The sequence below is a fragment of the Helicobacter sp. T3_23-1059 genome (genome assembly GCF_053654515.1).
The window spans coordinates 1-18379 of sequence record NZ_JBSIUV010000011.1 but is presented as its reverse complement, the minus strand read 5'-3'; the positions used below and the strand labels follow the sequence as shown (position 1 = coordinate 18379).

Annotated in this window: 18 protein-coding genes and 1 pseudogene; 10 read left to right on the top strand and 9 right to left on the bottom strand. The window is 39.4% G+C overall.

Going from position 1 to position 18379, the window contains the following annotated elements:
• Window positions 1-8: 8 nt before the first annotated feature.
• From ACWIX0_RS04645 to ACWIX0_RS04625, 5 genes are all read right to left on the bottom strand, one after another.
• Entirely contained in the window at window positions 9-3383 is a 3375-nt protein-coding gene (locus tag ACWIX0_RS04645; protein WP_454172360.1) for a restriction endonuclease subunit S, read from the bottom strand.
• Window positions 3368-4336 (bottom strand): hypothetical protein, encoded by a 969-nt coding sequence (locus ACWIX0_RS04640; protein ID WP_454172358.1) that lies wholly within the window; start codon window positions 4334-4336, stop codon window positions 3368-3370. Before ACWIX0_RS04640 ends, ACWIX0_RS04645 begins: the two co-directional genes overlap by 16 nt.
• Window positions 4337-4497: 161 nt before the next feature.
• Complete coding sequence (locus ACWIX0_RS04635; RefSeq protein WP_454172356.1) at window positions 4498-4629, bottom strand: hypothetical protein; 132 nt, start codon at window positions 4627-4629, stop codon at window positions 4498-4500.
• Between the two features lie 115 nt (window positions 4630-4744).
• Window positions 4745-5530 carry a hypothetical protein gene (locus ACWIX0_RS04630; protein ID WP_454172354.1) on the bottom strand — a complete coding sequence of 262 codons (786 nt, stop codon included), beginning with the start codon at window positions 5528-5530 and terminating at the stop codon, window positions 4745-4747.
• 25 nt (window positions 5531-5555) lie between these two features.
• Complete coding sequence (locus tag ACWIX0_RS04625) at window positions 5556-6341, bottom strand: DJ-1/PfpI family protein (protein WP_454172352.1); 786 nt, start codon at window positions 6339-6341, stop codon at window positions 5556-5558.
• A 133-nt stretch (window positions 6342-6474) separates the two neighbouring features.
• Here ACWIX0_RS04625 and ACWIX0_RS04620 point away from each other — a divergent pair, with 133 nt between their 5' ends.
• A complete protein-coding gene (locus ACWIX0_RS04620; RefSeq protein WP_454172350.1) occupies window positions 6475-7947 on the top strand; it encodes an HNH endonuclease signature motif containing protein in 1473 nt (490 codons plus the stop codon).
• A 16-nt stretch (window positions 7948-7963) separates the two neighbouring features.
• On the opposite strand, the gene ACWIX0_RS04615 is transcribed toward ACWIX0_RS04620, so the two are convergent.
• The gene (locus ACWIX0_RS04615; protein WP_454172348.1) at window positions 7964-8284 is read right to left on the bottom strand and encodes a hypothetical protein; all 321 of its coding nucleotides are present in this window, start codon (window positions 8282-8284) and stop codon (window positions 7964-7966) included.
• Window positions 8285-8304: 20 nt separating this feature from the next.
• Entirely contained in the window at window positions 8305-8868 is a 564-nt protein-coding gene (gene efp / locus ACWIX0_RS04610; RefSeq protein ID WP_454150770.1) for an elongation factor P, read from the bottom strand.
• Between the two features lie 504 nt (window positions 8869-9372).
• On the opposite strand from efp, the gene ACWIX0_RS04605 reads away from it, so the two are divergent.
• The 6 genes from ACWIX0_RS04605 to ACWIX0_RS04580 all read left to right on the top strand — a co-directional run bounded on the left by ACWIX0_RS04605 (window position 9373) and on the right by ACWIX0_RS04580 (window position 16299).
• On the top strand, window positions 9373-10962 hold the full coding sequence (locus ACWIX0_RS04605) for a hypothetical protein (protein WP_454172346.1): 1590 nt from the start codon (window positions 9373-9375) through the stop codon (window positions 10960-10962).
• A gap of 57 nt (window positions 10963-11019) precedes the next feature.
• Window positions 11020-11667 (top strand): hypothetical protein, encoded by a 648-nt coding sequence (locus tag ACWIX0_RS04600; RefSeq protein ID WP_454172344.1) that lies wholly within the window; start codon window positions 11020-11022, stop codon window positions 11665-11667.
• Entirely contained in the window at window positions 11660-12094 is a 435-nt protein-coding gene (locus ACWIX0_RS04595) for a hypothetical protein (protein ID WP_454172342.1), read from the top strand. The genes ACWIX0_RS04600 and ACWIX0_RS04595 overlap by 8 nt, the downstream gene beginning before the upstream one ends.
• Before the next feature lie 22 nt (window positions 12095-12116).
• On the top strand, window positions 12117-13667 hold the full coding sequence (mshL, locus tag ACWIX0_RS04590) for a pilus (MSHA type) biogenesis protein MshL (protein ID WP_454172340.1): 1551 nt from the start codon (window positions 12117-12119) through the stop codon (window positions 13665-13667).
• Window positions 13639-14772, top strand: coding sequence for a hypothetical protein (locus tag ACWIX0_RS04585; RefSeq protein WP_454172339.1), 1134 nt, complete (start codon window positions 13639-13641; stop codon window positions 14770-14772). The genes mshL and ACWIX0_RS04585 overlap by 29 nt, the downstream gene beginning before the upstream one ends.
• Window positions 14773-14865: 93 nt before the next feature.
• A complete protein-coding gene (locus tag ACWIX0_RS04580) occupies window positions 14866-16299 on the top strand; it encodes a glutamate-5-semialdehyde dehydrogenase (protein WP_454172437.1) in 1434 nt (477 codons plus the stop codon).
• A gap of 13 nt (window positions 16300-16312) precedes the next feature.
• Here ACWIX0_RS04580 and ACWIX0_RS04575 read toward each other — a convergent pair whose 3' ends face one another.
• Window positions 16313-16735 carry a hypothetical protein gene (locus ACWIX0_RS04575; protein WP_454172338.1) on the bottom strand — a complete coding sequence of 141 codons (423 nt, stop codon included), beginning with the start codon at window positions 16733-16735 and terminating at the stop codon, window positions 16313-16315.
• 50 nt (window positions 16736-16785) lie between these two features.
• Here ACWIX0_RS04575 and ACWIX0_RS04570 point away from each other — a divergent pair, with 50 nt between their 5' ends.
• The 3 genes from ACWIX0_RS04570 to ACWIX0_RS04560 all read left to right on the top strand — a co-directional run bounded on the left by ACWIX0_RS04570 (window position 16786) and on the right by ACWIX0_RS04560 (window position 17854).
• Window positions 16786-17028: a hypothetical protein gene (locus ACWIX0_RS04570; protein ID WP_454172336.1), complete on the top strand. Its 243-nt coding sequence runs from the start codon at window positions 16786-16788 to the stop codon at window positions 17026-17028.
• Window positions 17029-17253: 225 nt separating this feature from the next.
• On the top strand, window positions 17254-17532 hold the full coding sequence (locus ACWIX0_RS04565) for a GIY-YIG nuclease family protein (protein ID WP_454172334.1): 279 nt from the start codon (window positions 17254-17256) through the stop codon (window positions 17530-17532).
• Window positions 17533-17731: 199 nt separating this feature from the next.
• Window positions 17732-17854 carry a hypothetical protein gene (locus tag ACWIX0_RS04560; protein ID WP_454172332.1) on the top strand — a complete coding sequence of 41 codons (123 nt, stop codon included), beginning with the start codon at window positions 17732-17734 and terminating at the stop codon, window positions 17852-17854.
• Here ACWIX0_RS04560 and ACWIX0_RS04555 read toward each other — a convergent pair.
• Window positions 17829-18379, bottom strand: a pseudogene (locus ACWIX0_RS04555) (hypothetical protein); the annotation flags it as partial. The gene ACWIX0_RS04560 and the pseudogene ACWIX0_RS04555 sit on opposite strands and share 26 nt — an antisense overlap.

The window sequence follows — 18379 nt, the reverse complement described above, 5'->3', positions numbered from 1 at the left end:
TGTTTATGCTAAAGATATTTTTGCAGGATTTGGGATTTGGTGCGTTCTAACGCGGGGAGGGTAGAATCTAGCGCGGATATTTTGGATTCTATGCTCTCAATGCAGTTGATGATTTTTTCTTGCTCGCGTAAAGGTGGCAAGGGGATTTTAAGCGATTTGATTCGGCTAATCGAAGCGCGTAAGTTTCGACTAAATCCAAATTTGCGCCCTTCATTTTCTAGCCCAAATCCCGCGATTCGCATATTTGTGCTTTTGTCTTTAATGCGTAGCACTCCGCAATGGTCGGTAGGATAAAACGGCGTATTTTTCGGCACAAAACCTATCATAAAGTCGCCATCAATCCCCCAAAGCACGCTATCTCTGTCATAATCGCCTAGTTTTTCTAGCAATTCTTTGTTTATAAATCCAAAGGGTTTGGTTACATTTGCGCTATACACAGGGATTTTGCCTTGCTCGTGCAATTCACTATCAAGCACTCGTTCGCCGATTGTTAGCTCAAAAATGTCGCCATTGCTTAAAGCGACTTTATCCCAACCCTGTTTTGGTGGTGTGGGGAGGGATTTTAGTAAATCCGTCATTGCGAGATTTGACGCAGTCAAATCGTGGCAATCTATATTCTTGTCATATTGAGGCTTTGAAAAAGCCGAAATATCTCTATTTTGTGGATTTTTGGATACTTCCCCTTCGCTTTGCTCAGGGTCAGTATGACAATCGGTGTGGATTGCCACGCTCATTTCATTCCCTCGCAATGACGAATCGGGGGATTGCACCCACCCCCTAACCCCCTCCGCAAGGGAGGGGGAAAGAGAGAGTGGCGACTCCGCAAGGGAGGAATCAAAATAAGCCCCTCCCCTTAGCCGAGAGGTTTGGGGTGGTGTGTCATTCACAAAAGACAAATCAAGTCCCCTCCCGCAGCACGAGGGCGATTTAGGGGTGGGTAATATTTTAAAATCAAGGTTAGATTGTAGCGTGGTGATTTGGGATAATAGAGATTCTATAAGTAAATCTGTGTTTGTGGATTGCCACGAATCGCTTCGCGATTCTCGCAATGACGGCATAGATTCCCCCTTGATTGCAGAGGATTCTCCTCTTATTTCCCCCTCCCTTGCGGAGGGGGTTAGGGGGTGGGTATCGCTTATGCCACATTTATTTAAAATCGCGCTAATTAAATCCCTATACAACGCGATTAAGTCTTTTATATGTTGGCTTTGGGATTCTACGCTCTCGCATTCGCTTATGATTTGGCGTTGGATTTCTAGGGGCGGTTTGGGGATTTTTATATTTTTAAATTCTGTTTTTTGTAAATGTTTTAAGCCCATTCCTTTAAAGTAAAATTCGTTAATTATAGGTGTAATATTTTCTAAAAGCAAGTAAATAAATTTTGTAAAAAATTCATTTTCATTACGGCTTTTAATTGCGTAAGTATCGGTAGAATAGGCACTTTCCCCGTCATAAAATTGCACTAATGCGTTTCCGCCTGTGGATAAAAATATATTTTCTCCGCTTATCAATGCTTCATCGTAGCGATAAATGTTTAGCCCACTTGTGTAAAAAGGATATTTGCCTTTTGTGTTTTCTTTGACTTGATTGACTTGAATTTTTGATTTTGGATTTTCTGCTATTGCTTCGCCTAATCTTACCATCTCAAATTTAGAATTTTCAAAAAGATTATTTGCGCTATTTTGCGTGGCAGGATTTAGACTAATCGCTTTGCTAAACTCTGCGCGGGTAAAATCAAGCATAGATTTTATATCGCTTACAAAAAGACTATAAGAATCTGCTTCTTTGCTTTGTAGATTTGATAAAATCGCTTCTAGCTCACTATGTATATCTTGCGAATCTAAATCTTGCTCTTGGGCGCGTATAAAAGATTTGATACCAAAGGCAAGTTTGCTTTTGTCCTCTTTGTCATTTGGATTATAAAGTGGGGTGCTAATGTATTTGACAGAGTTGATATTGCGCAGGGCTTCTTTGCTTTTCTTTTCCTCATCGCTGTCATCTTTGCCCTCTTTTAACTCATCGTTTTCTAGCGTGGTGGTTTGGTATTTAATCCCCTCATCGCCCTTGCGTTTGCTCCAATCATAGCCTAAAAATTTGACTATATTTGCTTTGTTGCTTTTGTTTTGGGTGTTTTTGTCATTTGGGCTTTTTAGCACAAGCACTTTTTCATCGCAAATAAGCGCGTAATAAAGCATTTTTTCTTGCTCTAAATGGCGAATCTGCGCTAAAAACTGCTTCACATAAAATGCCTTTGTAGCTTCTTTAAATTCTGTGCTTTTTTCAAAATTATGAAGGGCTTGTTTTGATTCTTTTGGGCTTAGGTCTGGCATAAAAAAGCTTGATTGCTCAAATAAATCTTTTTTGTCGCTTTCTTTAATAGCTACTTTTTTAAACACTTTTGGTTTAGTGGAGTCAAAATCGCTTTTGTAGTCTTTGAAAACTTCATTTTGTGCTAGATTTTGTGCTAAATCGCCTCCACCCATAAACGCTCTAAACTCATCATAATCATAGCCCACAAAATCACAATATTCCCTCAAAAAGTCTTTTTTATCAAAATCATTTGCTATTCGCTCGTCATCAAATTTTGTTTCTTGCAAAGCGCAAATCAAATCTTTGGCGTATTTTTCTACCCTCTTGGCAAAAAGAATGATTGTCTGTGTGCCTGTGGAGCCAAAAGTGCGTGAGTTTAGCTCGACAATGGCGAGAAGTTTAAAATGTGCAAATAAAATCTCGCGCGTTTTTTCATAGATTTGTCCTTTTTGCAATACACTTACAGGTAAGACCAGCACCAAAAGCCCATTTTCTTTTAAAAACTGCTTTGCACGCTCGATAAAAAAGCATTCAATAGAGCCATTTTTGTCATAGCTTTTAGTATCGATGCTTTGACTTAGCTCAAAATTTGCTAATGCTTTTTGTGTAAGTGTGCTTAAAAAGCCTTTGACAGAGTAGGGTGGATTTGAAATGATTATATCAAAACTGCCATTTTCAAAATCCCTAGCAAATGCTTCTTTGACAAAATCTAACGCGTCTTGAAAAATCACTTGCGTTTGACTTGCATTATGCAGGACACAGGCTGTTTTGGCGACTTTGCTTAAATCTTTGTTTTTCTCGATGCCATAAAGTTTAGCATTTTGATTGTGCGTGATAAATTCTGTCAAAAAATGTCCCGCTCCACAAGCAAAATCTAGCACTTTTGGCTGTGATGAGAGCGTAGGCAATGAGGAAATAATAAAATTTGTAATAGGCGTAGGGGTAAAAAATCGCCCCTCTGTTTGATGCACAGAGCGGTTTAAAAATCCCTCAAACAAGTCGCCTAAAAATTGATTGTTTTCACTTTGGGTAATATAAAAATCTTGGATAAGGTTGCTTATTTGAATAAGCACTTTGAAGTTAATAAAAAATTCCTCCTCATTTTCGACTTCGATGAAGTTAAATTTTTTGATATTAAAATACTTTGTTTGTCAAAAATGCTTTCAATTTTGGCTTTAAATTCTCCTTTGTAGCGTTTGGCTTGGGTAAAAAGAGAATCTATTTGACTTTTTGAGATATTGACAACTTTTTTCTTAAAAAGCGTGTCAATGCCTTTTTCGTAGAGATTTAGCAATCTATCTATGTAGTGAAAAGGATTGTCATAACTCACGCCTTTGTAATAAAACTGCAAATCTTGCGGGTTGCTTTGCTCATCGATGATTTTACATAAAAATAAATCCACAAGCACATAAAATGTGTTTTCGTAGTTGCCTATGGCGTTATTTCGCAAAATAGTAGCAAATGTGTGATAAATGTTTGCAATCTCGTTGTAAGGGACGACTTGTAAGTCGCTAAGTGTGTATTTTTCTTTGCCTACTAAATATGGCAAAATATCATCTTCAAGCAATCCTTTTGTCGTAGTGGCAAACTGATAAGTCTCGCTCCACACTTTGAAATAATCTTTAGCATTGGCGTTTGCAGAATCCTCAAAGCCTAGTTTTTGTTTGTCTTTTTCTACTCCGTCATTTACAAGCTGTAAATGCTCTTTATTGTCTTTGGTAGTGATAATGTGGCTTTTGTAAATAATTTTGTTTGACGCAAAATCAAAATCATACGCTAAAAGGCACAAAAATGGTGTTTTATTTACCGCGTAGTAGCTAAAAAGCTGTCCGCCATCTTTAAGCATATTTTGCCATTCTTTGTCAAATTCTTTGCCATAGGTTTTGTTTTCAATCAAAATAAGATTTTCAAAATTTTGATTAAGCACCAAAATATCACCATAGACTTTCGGTTTATGTCCGACTTTGAAAGTCGGCTCTAAGATGATATGCCTTGCTTCATAACCTTTGCTTAAAAGTCTATCCACAGCCAAAAGGCAGACAAAATTTTCATTTGAGCTTAAATTTGTCGTGGTGTGGCGGTGGATAATAAAGCCATTGCTTGGTTTATCTTTGCTTGGATATTCTCCCTCGCTAAACCTCTCATCAAGCGGGAGGTAGCTGATTGTTTTTGCTTTAAAATCAACTTTTAGAGTAGTAGTATTCCCCCCCCCCCCGCTAGGGATTTGCGCGCTTTGAAAGTTTTGGTGAGAATCTGCGCGCTAGATTCTACAAATCCAAGTGAGAGAAGCAAATCTTGCAAGTTATCTTTGGTTATCATACAATGCCTTTTTTATAAAGAATTTCACACAAAATCAATCACGCTTTTAATGTAAAATACAAAGATTATGTTATCTAATAATCGTAATTTTTTTAGCACAGTTTTGCTTGTGGCATTATTGCGCGTTTATGATTTCATCTATGATAGGCTCTAGCAAGTCTTTGCGGGCAAAATCTAGCTTTTGATTTTTTAGCAATGCTTCTTGCTCGGGGGTTTTATCCTCTTTGGCTCTTAGCATAGCGCGATATGCCTCCATACGCGCTCTATCGCCACTATCTAGCTTATCAAAGTCAATCCCACCCTGCAAAAAGTAAAATCTAATGCCTTTTTGCTCATCGTTGGTTAGATTTTTGTCTAGGGCTTTTTGGTAGTTTAGCGCGTTTTTGGGACTGCTAAGCCCGATGATAAGGCAATATATTTGCGCGATATTTGGGTAGATTTTGGAAGTTTTGGTGGTAGCGTATTTATCTTGTGGATTTTGCGTAGATTTTGTGGCTTTTGTGGATTTTTGGGCTTTTGTGGCGTTTTTTTGGCTTGCCAAAAAATCTTTTAGACTTGCCCCTATGCTTAGCTCCCCACCATACAAAGCACCTGCAAAAATGATGATTTGGTATGGTTTTAGGGCTTGTGCTAACATATCCTTTGCATCGTATATGTCGCAGTTTATGCAGTGTATCGGGCTATTTTTTGCGTTTTTTATATTTTTTTGTATTGTTTGTTTTTTTGCGCCATCTTTTTTTTCACTTGCTTTTTTTGCACTCTCTTGCGTATTTTTCATATTTTTTATGGCTTGTGCTAGCCATTTAGCATATTTTTTTGTCGCTCCATACTTGCTTTTATACACGATTGCTAGGGTTTTTTGTGTATTGTTGATTTTTGGAGATTGCGCAGTTTGTTGCATATTTTTGGGTGTTTGGGGCTTTGTTTTAGATTTTGTCGCGCACAATCTTAGCATTTGATTTGAGATAAGGCACAAGCATTTGTTCGGCTATCTCGTTTGATTTTGCTTGCCCCAAAAGGTAGCTTATGATTTCAAGGGCAAATAAAATCCCTGTGGCAGGACCCGCTGCGGTGATGAGATTGCCATTTCTCACGACACTTGCATTTGGCTCATACTCGCCATTTAGGGGCTTTGGCTGTGGTGTTTTTCTTGCTTTGTTATCGTTTTTGTCCGTGCTAGATTCTGCGTTTTTGTCTGCATTATCGCTCGCAGACTCATCTGTGAATGCCTCACAGCTAGGGTAGCACGCAAACTTCCCACTTAGCACGCCTGCGCTATCTAGCACGATAGGCGAAGCGCAAATCGCGCTTACTAGCTTGCCCTGCGCTTTAAAATCTTGCAAAATATCGCGCAGTTTTTGACTAGATTTTAGGTTTAGCATTCCCTGCCAGCCCCCTGCCAAAGCTACGCCATCAAATCCCGCCAACGCACTAGAATCTAGCCCCTCCAAAGACACTTCCGCGCATATCTCTACGCCGTGCGCCCCTGTGTAGATTTGCACCTCTGCGATTTTTGCTCCGCTTAGATTTTGGTTTGCACCATTTCCACTTGCGCGCAAATCCTTTTTCACCCCTACTTCGTTAGAGCCATTAACGCCAGCGATGACTACCTCCACCCCAGCCCTACGCAAAGTATCTACAATGCTTACAAACTCGATTTCTTCAAACCCCTCTGCCAAAGGCGCTAACATTTTTTTTACTTCATTGCTCATTTTTTACTCCTTTTTAAAATTTAAATTCTATATTGAGGCTAAATATACAAAATCGCAAGGTTAGATTATATAATACTTAAGACTATAAACTTTTAAATCCTACAAAAATAGCAAGGGATAAAAAAGGACAAATATGAATCTCATAGATGATTTTACGCAAACCAAAGAATGTATTTATAAAGATGAGTGCTACTCTGTGCGGGATAATGGAGCGGTTTTGCGCCACGCTAAAGCAGGAAAAAAACCACGAAAGCTAGATAATATTTGGACTTTTGGTAAGGCAAATCTACAAAATGGATATTTATATATTGGAAATGCTCGCGTGCATAGGATTGTAGCCCTAGCGTTTTATGGAGAGCCACCGACAAAAGAACATATCACAGACCATATAGACACCAATCGCCAAAATAACCGCCCACAAAATTTGAGATATTTGACACGACTTGAAAATGCCTTGCTAAACCCCATCACGCGAAGCAAGATTGAATATTATTGCGGAAGTATAAGGGCGTTTTTGGAAAATCCAAGTATGTTGAGCGAGAGAGCAAAAAATAATGAGGATAAAAATATCGAGTGGATGCGGAGTGTAAGCACAGAGGAAGCACAACATTGTCTAAAAAACTTGCAACTTTTATCATCGCGCAAAAAAGATTTACACCAACATTTTGTGCGCGATGAGCATTCTAGAGAAAACCACAAAATGGGCGAATGGATTTATAAGCCTATTTATCCACAAGAAATTAACAACTATGACATAAAAGCATTATCGCCAAATGTAGCAGTGCAACGATATTGGACAACGGCTAGTGAATTTATATTATGTCCGAAAGAAATTAGCGATACGCCTTTGGAGGATTATTTTAGAAATCTAAAACGAAACGCGAATCTCACAAAAAATCATTTTAATTCATCTCGCATAGTAAAATTTGAAATGAGTGAGAATAAAGATGCGATTTTTGTGCTTTGTCAGATTAAAACAAAAAATAAAAAACCTTATGCAGTTACAAAAATAATCTATGAAAATAAATTTTTTGTGCATATAAATTGTGGCTATATCGCAGAGCAAGAAAAAACACGATATAAAGAGCTGATTCCAAAGTTAGAGGAAGCACAAAAAGCAAAGCACGACTTTTTGCTACAAATCCGCGAACAAGACATACAAAGACAGCAAGAGACTATCGCAAATGAGATAAATTTCAATATTGCAGATTGTGATATACAAGCAATATCGCCAAATATAGCTAAACAGCGAGATTGGAGGACACCCACAGAATTTCCCCTCTGCCCTAAAGAATCCAGCCAAACGCCATTAGAGGAGTATTTTTATAAGCTACAAAAAGGTGCATTGTTTTCACAAAATAAAAACAACTCCGCGACCGTGCTAGATTTTGCCCTCTCTAGTGATACAAAATCTTTGTTTGTGGTTTGTGGATTTCAGCAAGACACTATTAAGCCCTACGCACTTGTAGAAATCATCTATGAAAATAATATCTTTGTGCATATCAATCGCGGTAGCTTTTTTGAGGAGCAAGGCGCGGAAAAATATTTCACACTTGCACAAGGGCGTGAATGGCGTGGTGGCGAGGTGTTTGATGATTTTTGCTAGATTTTGTGGGTAAAATCTATCTCTTAGTCGCATTGATTCCTGCATTATAACTTTGCCAAAAAAGCATTTGATTTTGGGCATTTTGCAGTTCTTTCATTTGATAGTATTGCACTTGGTCGGGCGTGAGAGTTTTTCTGTTTTCTGTGTGTTTACCACTAGAATTATAGCATTCTACATAGTTGCCATCTTCGCTTATTTTTTCGATATATCGCCTACAATTTGAATCGCCCATTAGGTAATAATTCCCGCTTGAGACTAGATTTACAGTGGCTTGATAGCACCCGCTTAAGCCAAAGCACCCAACTACACAAGGCACAGCCAAAATCTTTTTTGCCATTTTTGTCCCCTTTTTACTCCCTACTTCACTTTCTCCACATATTCGCCTGTTTCGGTATTTACGCGGATAGTCTCGCCCTCTAGTATGTGAAATGGTATCTGCACCACCGCTCCAGATTCCAAAGTGGCGGGCTTTTTGCCAGCAGATGAGGTGTCGCCCTTGAAGTTTGGCGGGGTTTCTATGATTTTTAGCTCGACTATTTGAGGCACACTCACGCTTATCGCCTTGTCGTTGTGTAGCAGGACGCTGACATTCATACCATCAAGTAGCCATTTGGTTGCTTCGCCCACCTGCTCGGCACTCATCGCGGTTTGCTCATAGCTTTCCGTATCCATAAACTGATAGCTGTCCCCATCGTGATAGAGGTATTGCATAGGCTTTTCTACGATGTTTGGCTCTTCGCATTTATCGCCCGCGTGGAAAGTCTTTTCGATGACTTTGCCGTCCAAAAACGACTTGATTTTGGCGCGCACAAACGCCGCTCCCTTGCCCGGTTTGACATGCTGATACTCTACGATACGATAGGGGATTCCCTCGATTTCGATTTTTAGCCCTTTTTTAAGCTCGCCCATTCCTATTGCCATTGTTGCTCCTTTGATTAGATTTTGGGGGCTTCTTGCCACATTATGATTGCCCCGCTTTTGATTTTGCATTTTAAGTTTAAATTTTAAAACGCAAGGGGCAGAATTGTAACAAAGATTTTGCAACAAGGCAAGTTTTGGGGGGATTAGGCTGTAAGTATCATAGCTCCAAATAGCATTTACGCCCTATGCTTTTGCGAGGTGTTAGGGCGTGAGATTTACCTCCAATCTACCCACATTTATTAGACATAGCCACAGGTTGTAGTCGCTGTTTTATTTTTGACTTTTTGATTATGTTTTTGTATATCGCAACATTTAGCATTTATCGTGTGGCGAAAATGCCAAATAAAGTTACCAATCTACCCAAAAAAATAAAAAATAGCGAAAATTTTTCAAAAAAGATAAAAATTATTTGACAATGCGTAGATATTTTTGTATGATTCCCGTTTTTTTTGATTCCACAAAATCTACAAAAAAGCTATAAAATTACAATATTTAGGGATATAAATGTCTCATATTTCCATAAAACGACTTGCTTACTATCGCCACTTCGCACACCAAACTACTCAAAATGAAAATAAAAGCGAAGCTAAAAATGGTGATGAAAATCCTAAAATCTTGCTAAATTATGCCCTAGCACCTATTAAGCCCAAAGCCTCTCTTACAAAGATTTCTTGTGCAAAATTTAGCGAGCTAATAATGTGCAATATCCAAGAAAAAGAGCTAGAGAGCCTAAGCAAATGGCATAATACCCAAATAGCTAGCGACTACGCGCCACACAGCGATATTTATGCCACGCTTTATCAGCATTGTCTAAAAAAAGGGATTTTTGAAAATGACATAAAATATCTACTATCTTTTGTGAAGTCAAAAAATGGGCATTTGCGAGTGTTTGCGATGAGGGAGGAGGAAGCGTATTGTGATATTTTAGTCCCTTTTTTGCTTTTGCCTTTTTCACTTCAGCAAAATCCTAATGGCGTATTTTTGCTAGATAGTTGGCTTATGCTGTATAAAAATGGCGAATTGCTTTATGATAGCTATTGCCCTAGTGTAGCCGAGCTAAAAACAGGGCTAGCATTTCTAAATGTAGCCTATGGCAAGCAAAATCCACAAATCCTATATTTAGATGGATTTATCGAAAAAATGCTAGATTGCGCTAAGCAAGGCGAGTCCCAAGACACCATAGATCCTAATGATTTTAGTGATTCTAGCGATTTGCAAGCCCTTTTATCTCTAGCAAGTTTTAAAAAGATAGAATCAACCAAAGAAAAACTATGTTTTGATTTTGTGCTACAAAGCGAGCTACAAAGCCAGACACAAAATCAACCACAAAACCAACATAACCTAGATTTTGCACATACGCTAAATATCCCAGATACTCACCCACCCTACCAAAAAATCCACACCCCACACATACCAAAGCCACTTTACAACACTTCAAAAAAGCATTTTTTACAAACTAATAGCTTTTGGGCTAGCATAAAGGCGTTTGCTTGTTGCGCGCTTGTTTTTGCCCTGCCTTGCTGTAAGCTAGGCTATGCCTCATACCTCCAATCACAAGCCACTAAACTAAAAGAGGCAAACACCATAACCAACCAAAATCTACAAGCAACAAACAATAAACATACTCTGCAAAATATCGAACATCTACATATCGCCCTGCGCACTCTAGCGCAAATCCGCAAGCCATATACGCCTAGACTTGAGATTATTTCAAATATCTCTACCATAGCGAGCAAAAACGCCGTGTGGATAGGAAATCTAGCCATATATTCTAATGAAAATAGCACTATGCAATCTAGCATAGATTTTCGCCCAAATTTTCAAAACAACTCTCAACAAACTTTTAGCGAGGATTTGCAAAGCGTTTTTGTAGAACGCAGTAAAAACCATAAAACACCAAATACCATAATGCTAGGAATCTATGCAAACAAGCCAACACATATACAAAACTTTATCAAAGAGATTCAAAGTAGCGCGTATTTTGCGTTTGTGGATTATCAAACAGATATAAATGATTTGACAAATGACGCTCAACAAGAACCTAAAGATATTTTTAGCGCAAATATTTTCGCACAAATTGCCACCACATTGTAGCTTTCATAGTTGCAATCAACATGTAAAAAAGATTTTCAAAACGGGGTAAAAACCAAAATGCTAAACAAACATTTTTTACAACGAACCACAAAAAAAGCCACGCATATTTTTATCGCCCTAGATACGCATTTTGCGCATAAAAATAAAGAAGCGATTTTAGCATTTTGCCTGCCTATTTTATTATCTGTATTTGTTTGCTTTATGTGGATTTTCCCTCTAGCTGATAGCAGACTAGAAAATGCAACTTTTGCATTGCAACAGCAAGAAAATCTAGCAAACGAGCTAGCAAAAATATCAACCCAAAACATAGACATAACAACAAACAAAAAAATGCTAGATTCTTTGCAAGAAAAATCCCTAAACAATGAGGCGTTAGGCTATCTTTTAAAGCCATTTAGATTTGAAAAACTCTCTAACCACGCTAATAATCCTAAAAACACCTCCGCAAACCCCGCACCACAAACCCAACCACAACGCACAAAAAGTCAAAATCTACCCCCGCAAAATCTTACGCAAAACAATCTATTTTTTAGCACCACAGGCGATAGCGAGGCATTAGAAGATGTGCTAGAGATTTTAGAGACAAATCCCTTTATCTTTATCCAAAATCTATCCATAAACGCACCCTTTGCAAGTGCTTTAGAAATGAGGGTTGAGGCAATCAATTTTGGCGAGATATTTGATAGGATCGCGCTAAATGAATAAGGTAGCAGATTTTCTAAAAAGCATTTTTTCTCGCATTGTAATTTCTACTGCTTCTACTGCGATTATGTTTTGCTTAGCGCATTTGCAAGCAAAAGAGTCGATAAATCCACACGAATTTGAAGCATTGCTAAAACCAAAACTACAAAAAGAATACCGCATTTTAAGTGTGTTTGGCGAAAAGGAGCTAGAGCTACGCATAGAAGCCATACTAAATCACAAAGTCCTAATCCACGACAAATGGTATAAACTAGGGGATAAAATCGGCTCTTATTACATAGCCCATATCACGCCACACACCATTACGCTAATGGATAAAAAACAAAGTCAAAAAACCCTCCATATCAAAGCAAAACATAGCACGCAACTAGCCCAAACAAAACAAAATCTAGCCCCACAAGAGCCAAATCCAACATCACAAAACAAATAACATATAAAAGGAATATTACAAAATGATTTTGCCAAAGATTTCAAAAATACCAAATCACTTTAGATTTTATGCCATTTTTGCACTACTCCTAGCCCTATCAAACGCCACCGCAAAGCAATGCAATCAAAAATCTTTCACCCTCCAAAGCAGCCCAAATCTATCCCCTAGAATCCTCCTTGAAGAGCTAGCATCTCAATGCTCCTTAAGCCTCTCTTATGAAAATGGCGCAAAAAAGGCACTAGATAGCACAAAAGTCGCGCTAAATTTCAAACAAAAACGATTTGATGAGATCATCTCCACTATCGCAAAAGCTAGCGATTTGCACTATGAGCTAGAGGGCGGGCTTGTAAGGTTTAACCACCTAAATACCCGCACCTTTCACATAAACTACATTTCCACCGCCCGTGTCGCTAGCTCAAACACCGATGTCGTCTATGGACAAGAATCCCAAATGAACTCTTTAAGCCCCTATGGTAGCTCTTATGCCTATCAGCACCTCCAAAATCCCATAAACTCCCAAAGCCCACTTGGCGAAGATGTCCAAAGCAAAGCCCTCTCACAAGGCACACAAAGCCCGCTTTTTGGCAAAAGCGGGACCAAAATCTACTCCATTGATGAGCTAAATTTTTGGGGGGAGCTAGAAAATGAGCTAATCGCCCTAGTCTATCAAGAGCAAGACAGCTACAACCCAAAACACCCTAGAATCATCATCAACAAAGGCGCAGGACTCATCACCATAAACGCCACCAACGCCCAGCTAGATAGGGCAAAAGACTACCTAGATAGCCTCCAATCTCGCCTATCCCAGCAAGTCCAAATCGATGTGCAAATCTTTACCATAGAGCATAATGATAGCAACACCATAGGCGTAAATTGGGGAAAACTCTATGAGCTAAGTATCAATACCCAAAATCCAACCCCAGAGATTTTTAGCTCCCAAAATGGCAATCTAAACTACGGCGTATATGTTTTCTCACAAAATCTACAACTAGGCGACATCGTGCAGTTTCTAAACCAATACGGCACGACAAAATCTATCTCAAACCCAAAAATAATCACGCTAAATAACCAGCCAGCAATCATTTCAGTAGGCAATGTCTTGCGCTATTCACAAAGCCTAATCTACCAAACCTCCACCAACTCTAGCACTATACAAAACACAGGCTACCAATACCCTAGCGTCTTTAGCGGTGTCTTGCTCGATGTAACGCCATCTATCCAAAACAACCAAGTAATCTTAAAAATAAACCCTTCCATAACCGCCGCCAAAGACCCCTCCATAGAAAACCAGCCAACCGCGCTATCCTCCCCGCCAAATCTCTCTACCAATCAGCTTTCTTCTATCGTGCGCATAAATGACGGGCAAAAAGTGATTTTAGGCGGGCTAATCAACGAAAGCCACAATGTCGTTACCAAAAAAGTCCCTTTGCTAGGCTCGATTCCGTTGATAAAATATCTTTTTTCTTACAAAAAGACGATAAAACAAAAGCGCGAAATGGTGATTATCATCACGCCAAAAATCATAGGAAATGAGGATATGGAGTATGATTTTGAGGTTGCTACAAAGAGTTAGAGATTTTATCAAACGAGTTTTGCACTCATCACGCAAAAATAAATATCCAAATAAAGCCACCAAAAAGCCTACCAACGCTTATATTTTGACTTCTTTTGTGTCAAAATATAAATCAAAATATATCGCTAAAATCGCTTCAAAAATCGCCACTTTTTCTACAAATTTTGCCACAAAGATTTCGCGTTTTTTGCGCAAGTTTTTGCGTGATTTTTTGCGCGTTTTTTTACAAAATACGATGATGCGACAAACCCTCCACAAATTCACACAAATTAAAATCCATATTTCCCGCTTTTTTACCCACATTTTTTCACATATTATTACGCCGTTTTTAGCCAAATATTTCACTAAGTGTTTAGCAAGCATATCAAAAACCCTTAGCACCATAAAGCACTCCGCATACAAAAACCCTTTTATCAAAAAAGCCGCTCAAGCGACAAGCGCATTTGCTAAAAAGCATTGTCGCCACTACAAACGCAAAATCTCTCTCAAATCCGCCCGCCTTATCAAAATCATAAAAACCTCCAAGCATACCGCACATTATATCGCCTTATGTTTTTACGCGCTATGCGGGGTTTTTGCATTGTTTAGTGTGTTTTTGCTAGGATTTCGCTACGGGGTAGAATCCCTGCTAGATTCTGCCCTGCCAAACGCCAAAAAATCTAGCCTTTTTAGCTCATTTATCGATTCTAGCCTAGCCAAATCAAACCTAACCCTAATCTCAAAAAAGTATTTAGCCTCCCTACAAAATCAACAAGATTTTGCCACCCAAGCAAAAACCCCCCAAGACAACGCACCAAAGGATACACAACAAGAATCTAAGCCAAAATCCCCACCGCAAATGCCAAAAATCGATGAAAACAAATATGTCTTTTATGGCAACTATTCGTTTTCACACGCGCTAAATCTCGCAAAAAACGCAATATTAGAGAGGGATTTTGTGCGTGCTAGAATTTGGATATATAAAGCGTGGGACATACAAGAGTATAGCCAAACTGCGTGGGAGCTATACTTGCAAAGCTATGAAGAAGACGCGGGGGCTAGTAATGAGGCAAGACAAGAGGCAAAAATCCTTTTTGATTATGCAAAAGCGTATTATGGATTTTAGCTAAAATCTTTGCAAGCCCAATAAAACACACAAAACACCTCAAAATGCCTAAAAATCAACGCAAAACCCTCATAAAACAATGTAAAATAAACCATTTGCAACAAAATCTACCAAGACAAAACAACTAAAACAAGGACACCGATGCGACAAACCTCACAAAAAACCCTAACCCAAAGCCAAAAAAATGCGATTTTAGATAAACTAAAATGCCTAAAAAAAGCTAGCCATTCCCTAGCCCTAGCAAGCGCAAATGCGCGAAATTCTGCCCTGCTTAACATTGCCTCCCTGCTACAATCAAACAAACAATCCATAAAACAAGCAAACGCCCTAGACATAGACAACGCACGCAAAAATAATCTCTCCCCCGCGCTAATCCAACGGCTAATCCTAGATGATAAGCAAATAGATTCTATGTGTAAATCCGTCCTTGAAATCCACCATCAAAGCGAAGTGCTAGGCAAAGTGCTAGGCGGAGGCGTGCGCCCTAGCGGGATACGCATCTGCCAAATCTCCGTGCCATTAGGCGTGGTGGCTATCATCTATGAATCCCGCCCAAATGTAACCATAGACGCCGCCGCCCTATGCCTAAAATCTGGCAACGCAGCCCTGCTAAAAGGGGGCAAAGAAGCAGAGCATTCTAATCAAATATTAGGGCAAATTATCCAAGAAGCCTTGCATTTAGCGGGGCTTAGCAAGGATTGTTTGCTTGCGCTAACGCCAACTTTGCTAAAAGACATTTTTCAAGAAAAAAACGCCCAAAATCTTATGCAAGAGACAATGATCGAAATAATGCAAGCACGAGATTTCATCGACTTGCTAATCCCTCGCGGAGGCAGGGGGCTTATTGATTTTGTGATAAAGCATTCAAAAATCCCCGTAATATTCCACGAAGCAGGAATCTGCCACGCATATATCGACAAAGATTTAGACAGCATAGGACAAAAATACGCCCTAGATATTTGCCAAAACGCCAAAATCTCTCGCCCAAGTGCTTGCAACGCAATCGAATGCGTGCTAATCCACAGCGATATTGCGGGCAAAATATTGCCAAAACTTGTAAAAAATCTCGCCCAAAATGGCGTAGAGAGCAGAATCTGTGAAATGGGAATAAAGATTTTAAAATCATCAAAAAAAGATTTTAACACGAAAGATTTTGAGGCATTAGCTAGCAAAATCAAACTCGCAAGCAAAGAAGATTTTGGCAAAGAGTTTGGAGGGCTAATAATCGCCATAAAAGTAGTAAAATCTATCGATGAAGCATTGTCTCACATCGCAAAATACGGCTCAAAACATAGCGAAATCATCATCACCCAAAACCTAGAATCTAGCCAATATTTTTGCGCCAATGTCGAGGCAAGCGCGGTATTTGTCAATGCTTCAAGCAGGTTTAATGACGGAGGGGAGTTTGGGCTAGGCGCAGAAATCGGCATAAGCACCCAAAAACTCCACGCACGCGGACCTATGGGCGCACGCCACCTAACCACCACCAAATACATTGTGCAGGGCAATGGCAACATACGAGAGTAAGATTTTGCCATACTTAAATGCAAGTTTTTGTCAAATGGCTCGCTTGCGTTATTCTCACACCTTTTGTCATTGCGAGTAAGACTTTGCCCCCCATCATTGCGAAGGGAGTTAGGGGGTGGGTATCGTCATTGCGAGCGGATTTGACAAAATCCGCGTGGCAATCTATGATTTTGTCATAATTAGTTTTTTTATTTGTCATACTGAGGGAGCGGAGCGACCGAAGTATCTCAAATACAAAAAGAAAAGAGATAATTTCGCTTACGCTCAATATGACAAAGTTTTCGTCATTGCGAGCGGATTTGCAAAATCCGCGTGGCAATCCATAAGTAAAAATAACATTGTCATATTGAGGTTTCGTAAGAAACCGAAGTATCTCAAAGTGTAGCTTCTTTAGAAAATCTAAAAATGCAAATAGAGATATTTCGCTATCGCTCAATATGACAATGTAGTTATTTCCAGATCGATTAGCGGAGGGGGATAAAGGGTGTGGGTAGATTACCCAACTTCGTCATTGCGAGCGGATTTTTGCAAATCCGCGTGGCAATCTATGATTTTGTCATAATTAGTTTTTTTTATTTTGTCATATTGAGGGCTTTAGCCCGAAGTATCTCAAATACAAAAACAACAAGAGATATTTCGCTATCGCTCAATATGACAAAGTTTTCGTCATTGCGAGCGGATTTGACAAAATCCGCGTGGCAATCTACTCATTATATTTTGTCATACTGAGGTTTCGTAAGAAACCGAAGTATCTCAAAGCGTAGCTTCTTTAGAAAATCTAAAAATGCAAATAGAGATATTTCGCGCTTGCGCGCTCAATATGACAATGTAGTTATTTCCCGATCGCTTAGCGGAGTGGGTTTGGGTGTGGGTAGATTACCCAACTTCGTCATTGCGAGCGGATTTTTGCAAATCCGCGTGGCATTTTATAATCAACAAACATAAAGTAGCGCAATGCAAAAACAAGGCTTTGTCTATATTTTATTTAGCAAGCCAAATGGCACGCTTTATGTGGGCGCAACAAACGATTTAGCAAAGCGTATTTTTGAGCATAAAAATAAACTCACAAAAGGATTTACGCAAAAATACAATGTCGATAAGCTAGGGTATTTTGAATCTTATGAGAGTATGGAATCCGCCATAATGCGTGAAAAACAACTAAAAGCGGAAAAAAAGACAAGCCAAAATCAACTTAATCCAAAAGCAAAATCCAAAATGGGAGGATTTATATGAAACATTATTTTAATAGATTGCCACGCGTTGCGTTGCAACGCTCGCAATGACAGGGGAGGCTTGTCATATTGAGGCTTTGAAAAAGCCGAAATATCTCTACTATCGTCATAGTGAGCGATAGCGAAATATCTCTTGTTATCATACTGAGGAAACAAAGCGACCGAAGTATCCAAAATCTTAACGCGATTTTGCAAAATTTTTGGATACTTCGCTACGCTCAATATGGCAAGGTGTTATTTTTGTGGATTGCCACGCCGTGCAAGCACGGCTCGCAATGACAAAAAATCGCCTATCGATTATATATCATAGCGCAGGCGGATAACGCCTGTGATACCGCCTTGCTCTCTACCTGCTTTGCGCAAATACGAGTTATACCAGCCGATATGTGGGACGATGGTAAAGTTTTTGGAGATTTTGTAGGGGACTTGGAAAGAGACTTTGTAGCTGTGAATCCATTCATTTGCTACGGCATAATTTAATGGATTTCCATTACTAGGAACAGTCGCGCCATTTCCACCATAGCTTAGCTGATAGCCCGCACCAAGCGTTAGGGCTAGGGCGTCATTTGCTTTGTAGCTTAGCTCAAAAAATGTCCCTGCCCTCTTAGTGTTAAGCCCTGTGGCTATGCTCCCGTAGGTAAATTGCCCAATGCCATAGCTTGTGCGCTGCTCGCCGTATAAATCCCCATTTACACCATAGTTTGCAAATACCGATAACGACACAGGACCAAATACAGGTTTTACCCCTGCGATTAGATTCCACGCGTGAGCACCTGCGTAAGCATTTGTTCCTGCTACATTGTTAATTGTTGGCAATGTCCCACCGCTAGCACTCTCATTATAATATT

Bases quoted from the DNA above. Each gene is read 5' to 3' on its own strand.
- ACWIX0_RS04635 (WP_454172356.1), bottom strand. From the start codon at position 4,629: ATGATAACCAAAGATAACTTGCAAGATTTGCTTCTCTCACTTGGATTT.
- ACWIX0_RS04630 (WP_454172354.1), bottom strand. From the start codon at position 5,530: ATGCAACAAACTGCGCAATCTCCAAAAATCAACAATACACAAAAAACC.
- ACWIX0_RS04625 (WP_454172352.1), bottom strand. From the start codon at position 6,341: ATGAGCAATGAAGTAAAAAAAATGTTAGCGCCTTTGGCAGAGGGGTTT.
- ACWIX0_RS04620 (WP_454172350.1), top strand. From the start codon at position 6,475: ATGAATCTCATAGATGATTTTACGCAAACCAAAGAATGTATTTATAAA.
- ACWIX0_RS04615 (WP_454172348.1), bottom strand. From the start codon at position 8,284: ATGGCAAAAAAGATTTTGGCTGTGCCTTGTGTAGTTGGGTGCTTTGGC.
- efp (WP_454150770.1), bottom strand. From the start codon at position 8,868: ATGGCAATAGGAATGGGCGAGCTTAAAAAAGGGCTAAAAATCGAAATC.
- ACWIX0_RS04605 (WP_454172346.1), top strand. From the start codon at position 9,373: ATGTCTCATATTTCCATAAAACGACTTGCTTACTATCGCCACTTCGCA.
- ACWIX0_RS04600 (WP_454172344.1), top strand. From the start codon at position 11,020: ATGCTAAACAAACATTTTTTACAACGAACCACAAAAAAAGCCACGCAT.
- ACWIX0_RS04595 (WP_454172342.1), top strand. From the start codon at position 11,660: ATGAATAAGGTAGCAGATTTTCTAAAAAGCATTTTTTCTCGCATTGTA.
- mshL (WP_454172340.1), top strand. From the start codon at position 12,117: ATGATTTTGCCAAAGATTTCAAAAATACCAAATCACTTTAGATTTTAT.
- ACWIX0_RS04585 (WP_454172339.1), top strand. From the start codon at position 13,639: ATGATTTTGAGGTTGCTACAAAGAGTTAGAGATTTTATCAAACGAGTT.
- ACWIX0_RS04565 (WP_454172334.1), top strand. From the start codon at position 17,254: ATGCAAAAACAAGGCTTTGTCTATATTTTATTTAGCAAGCCAAATGGC.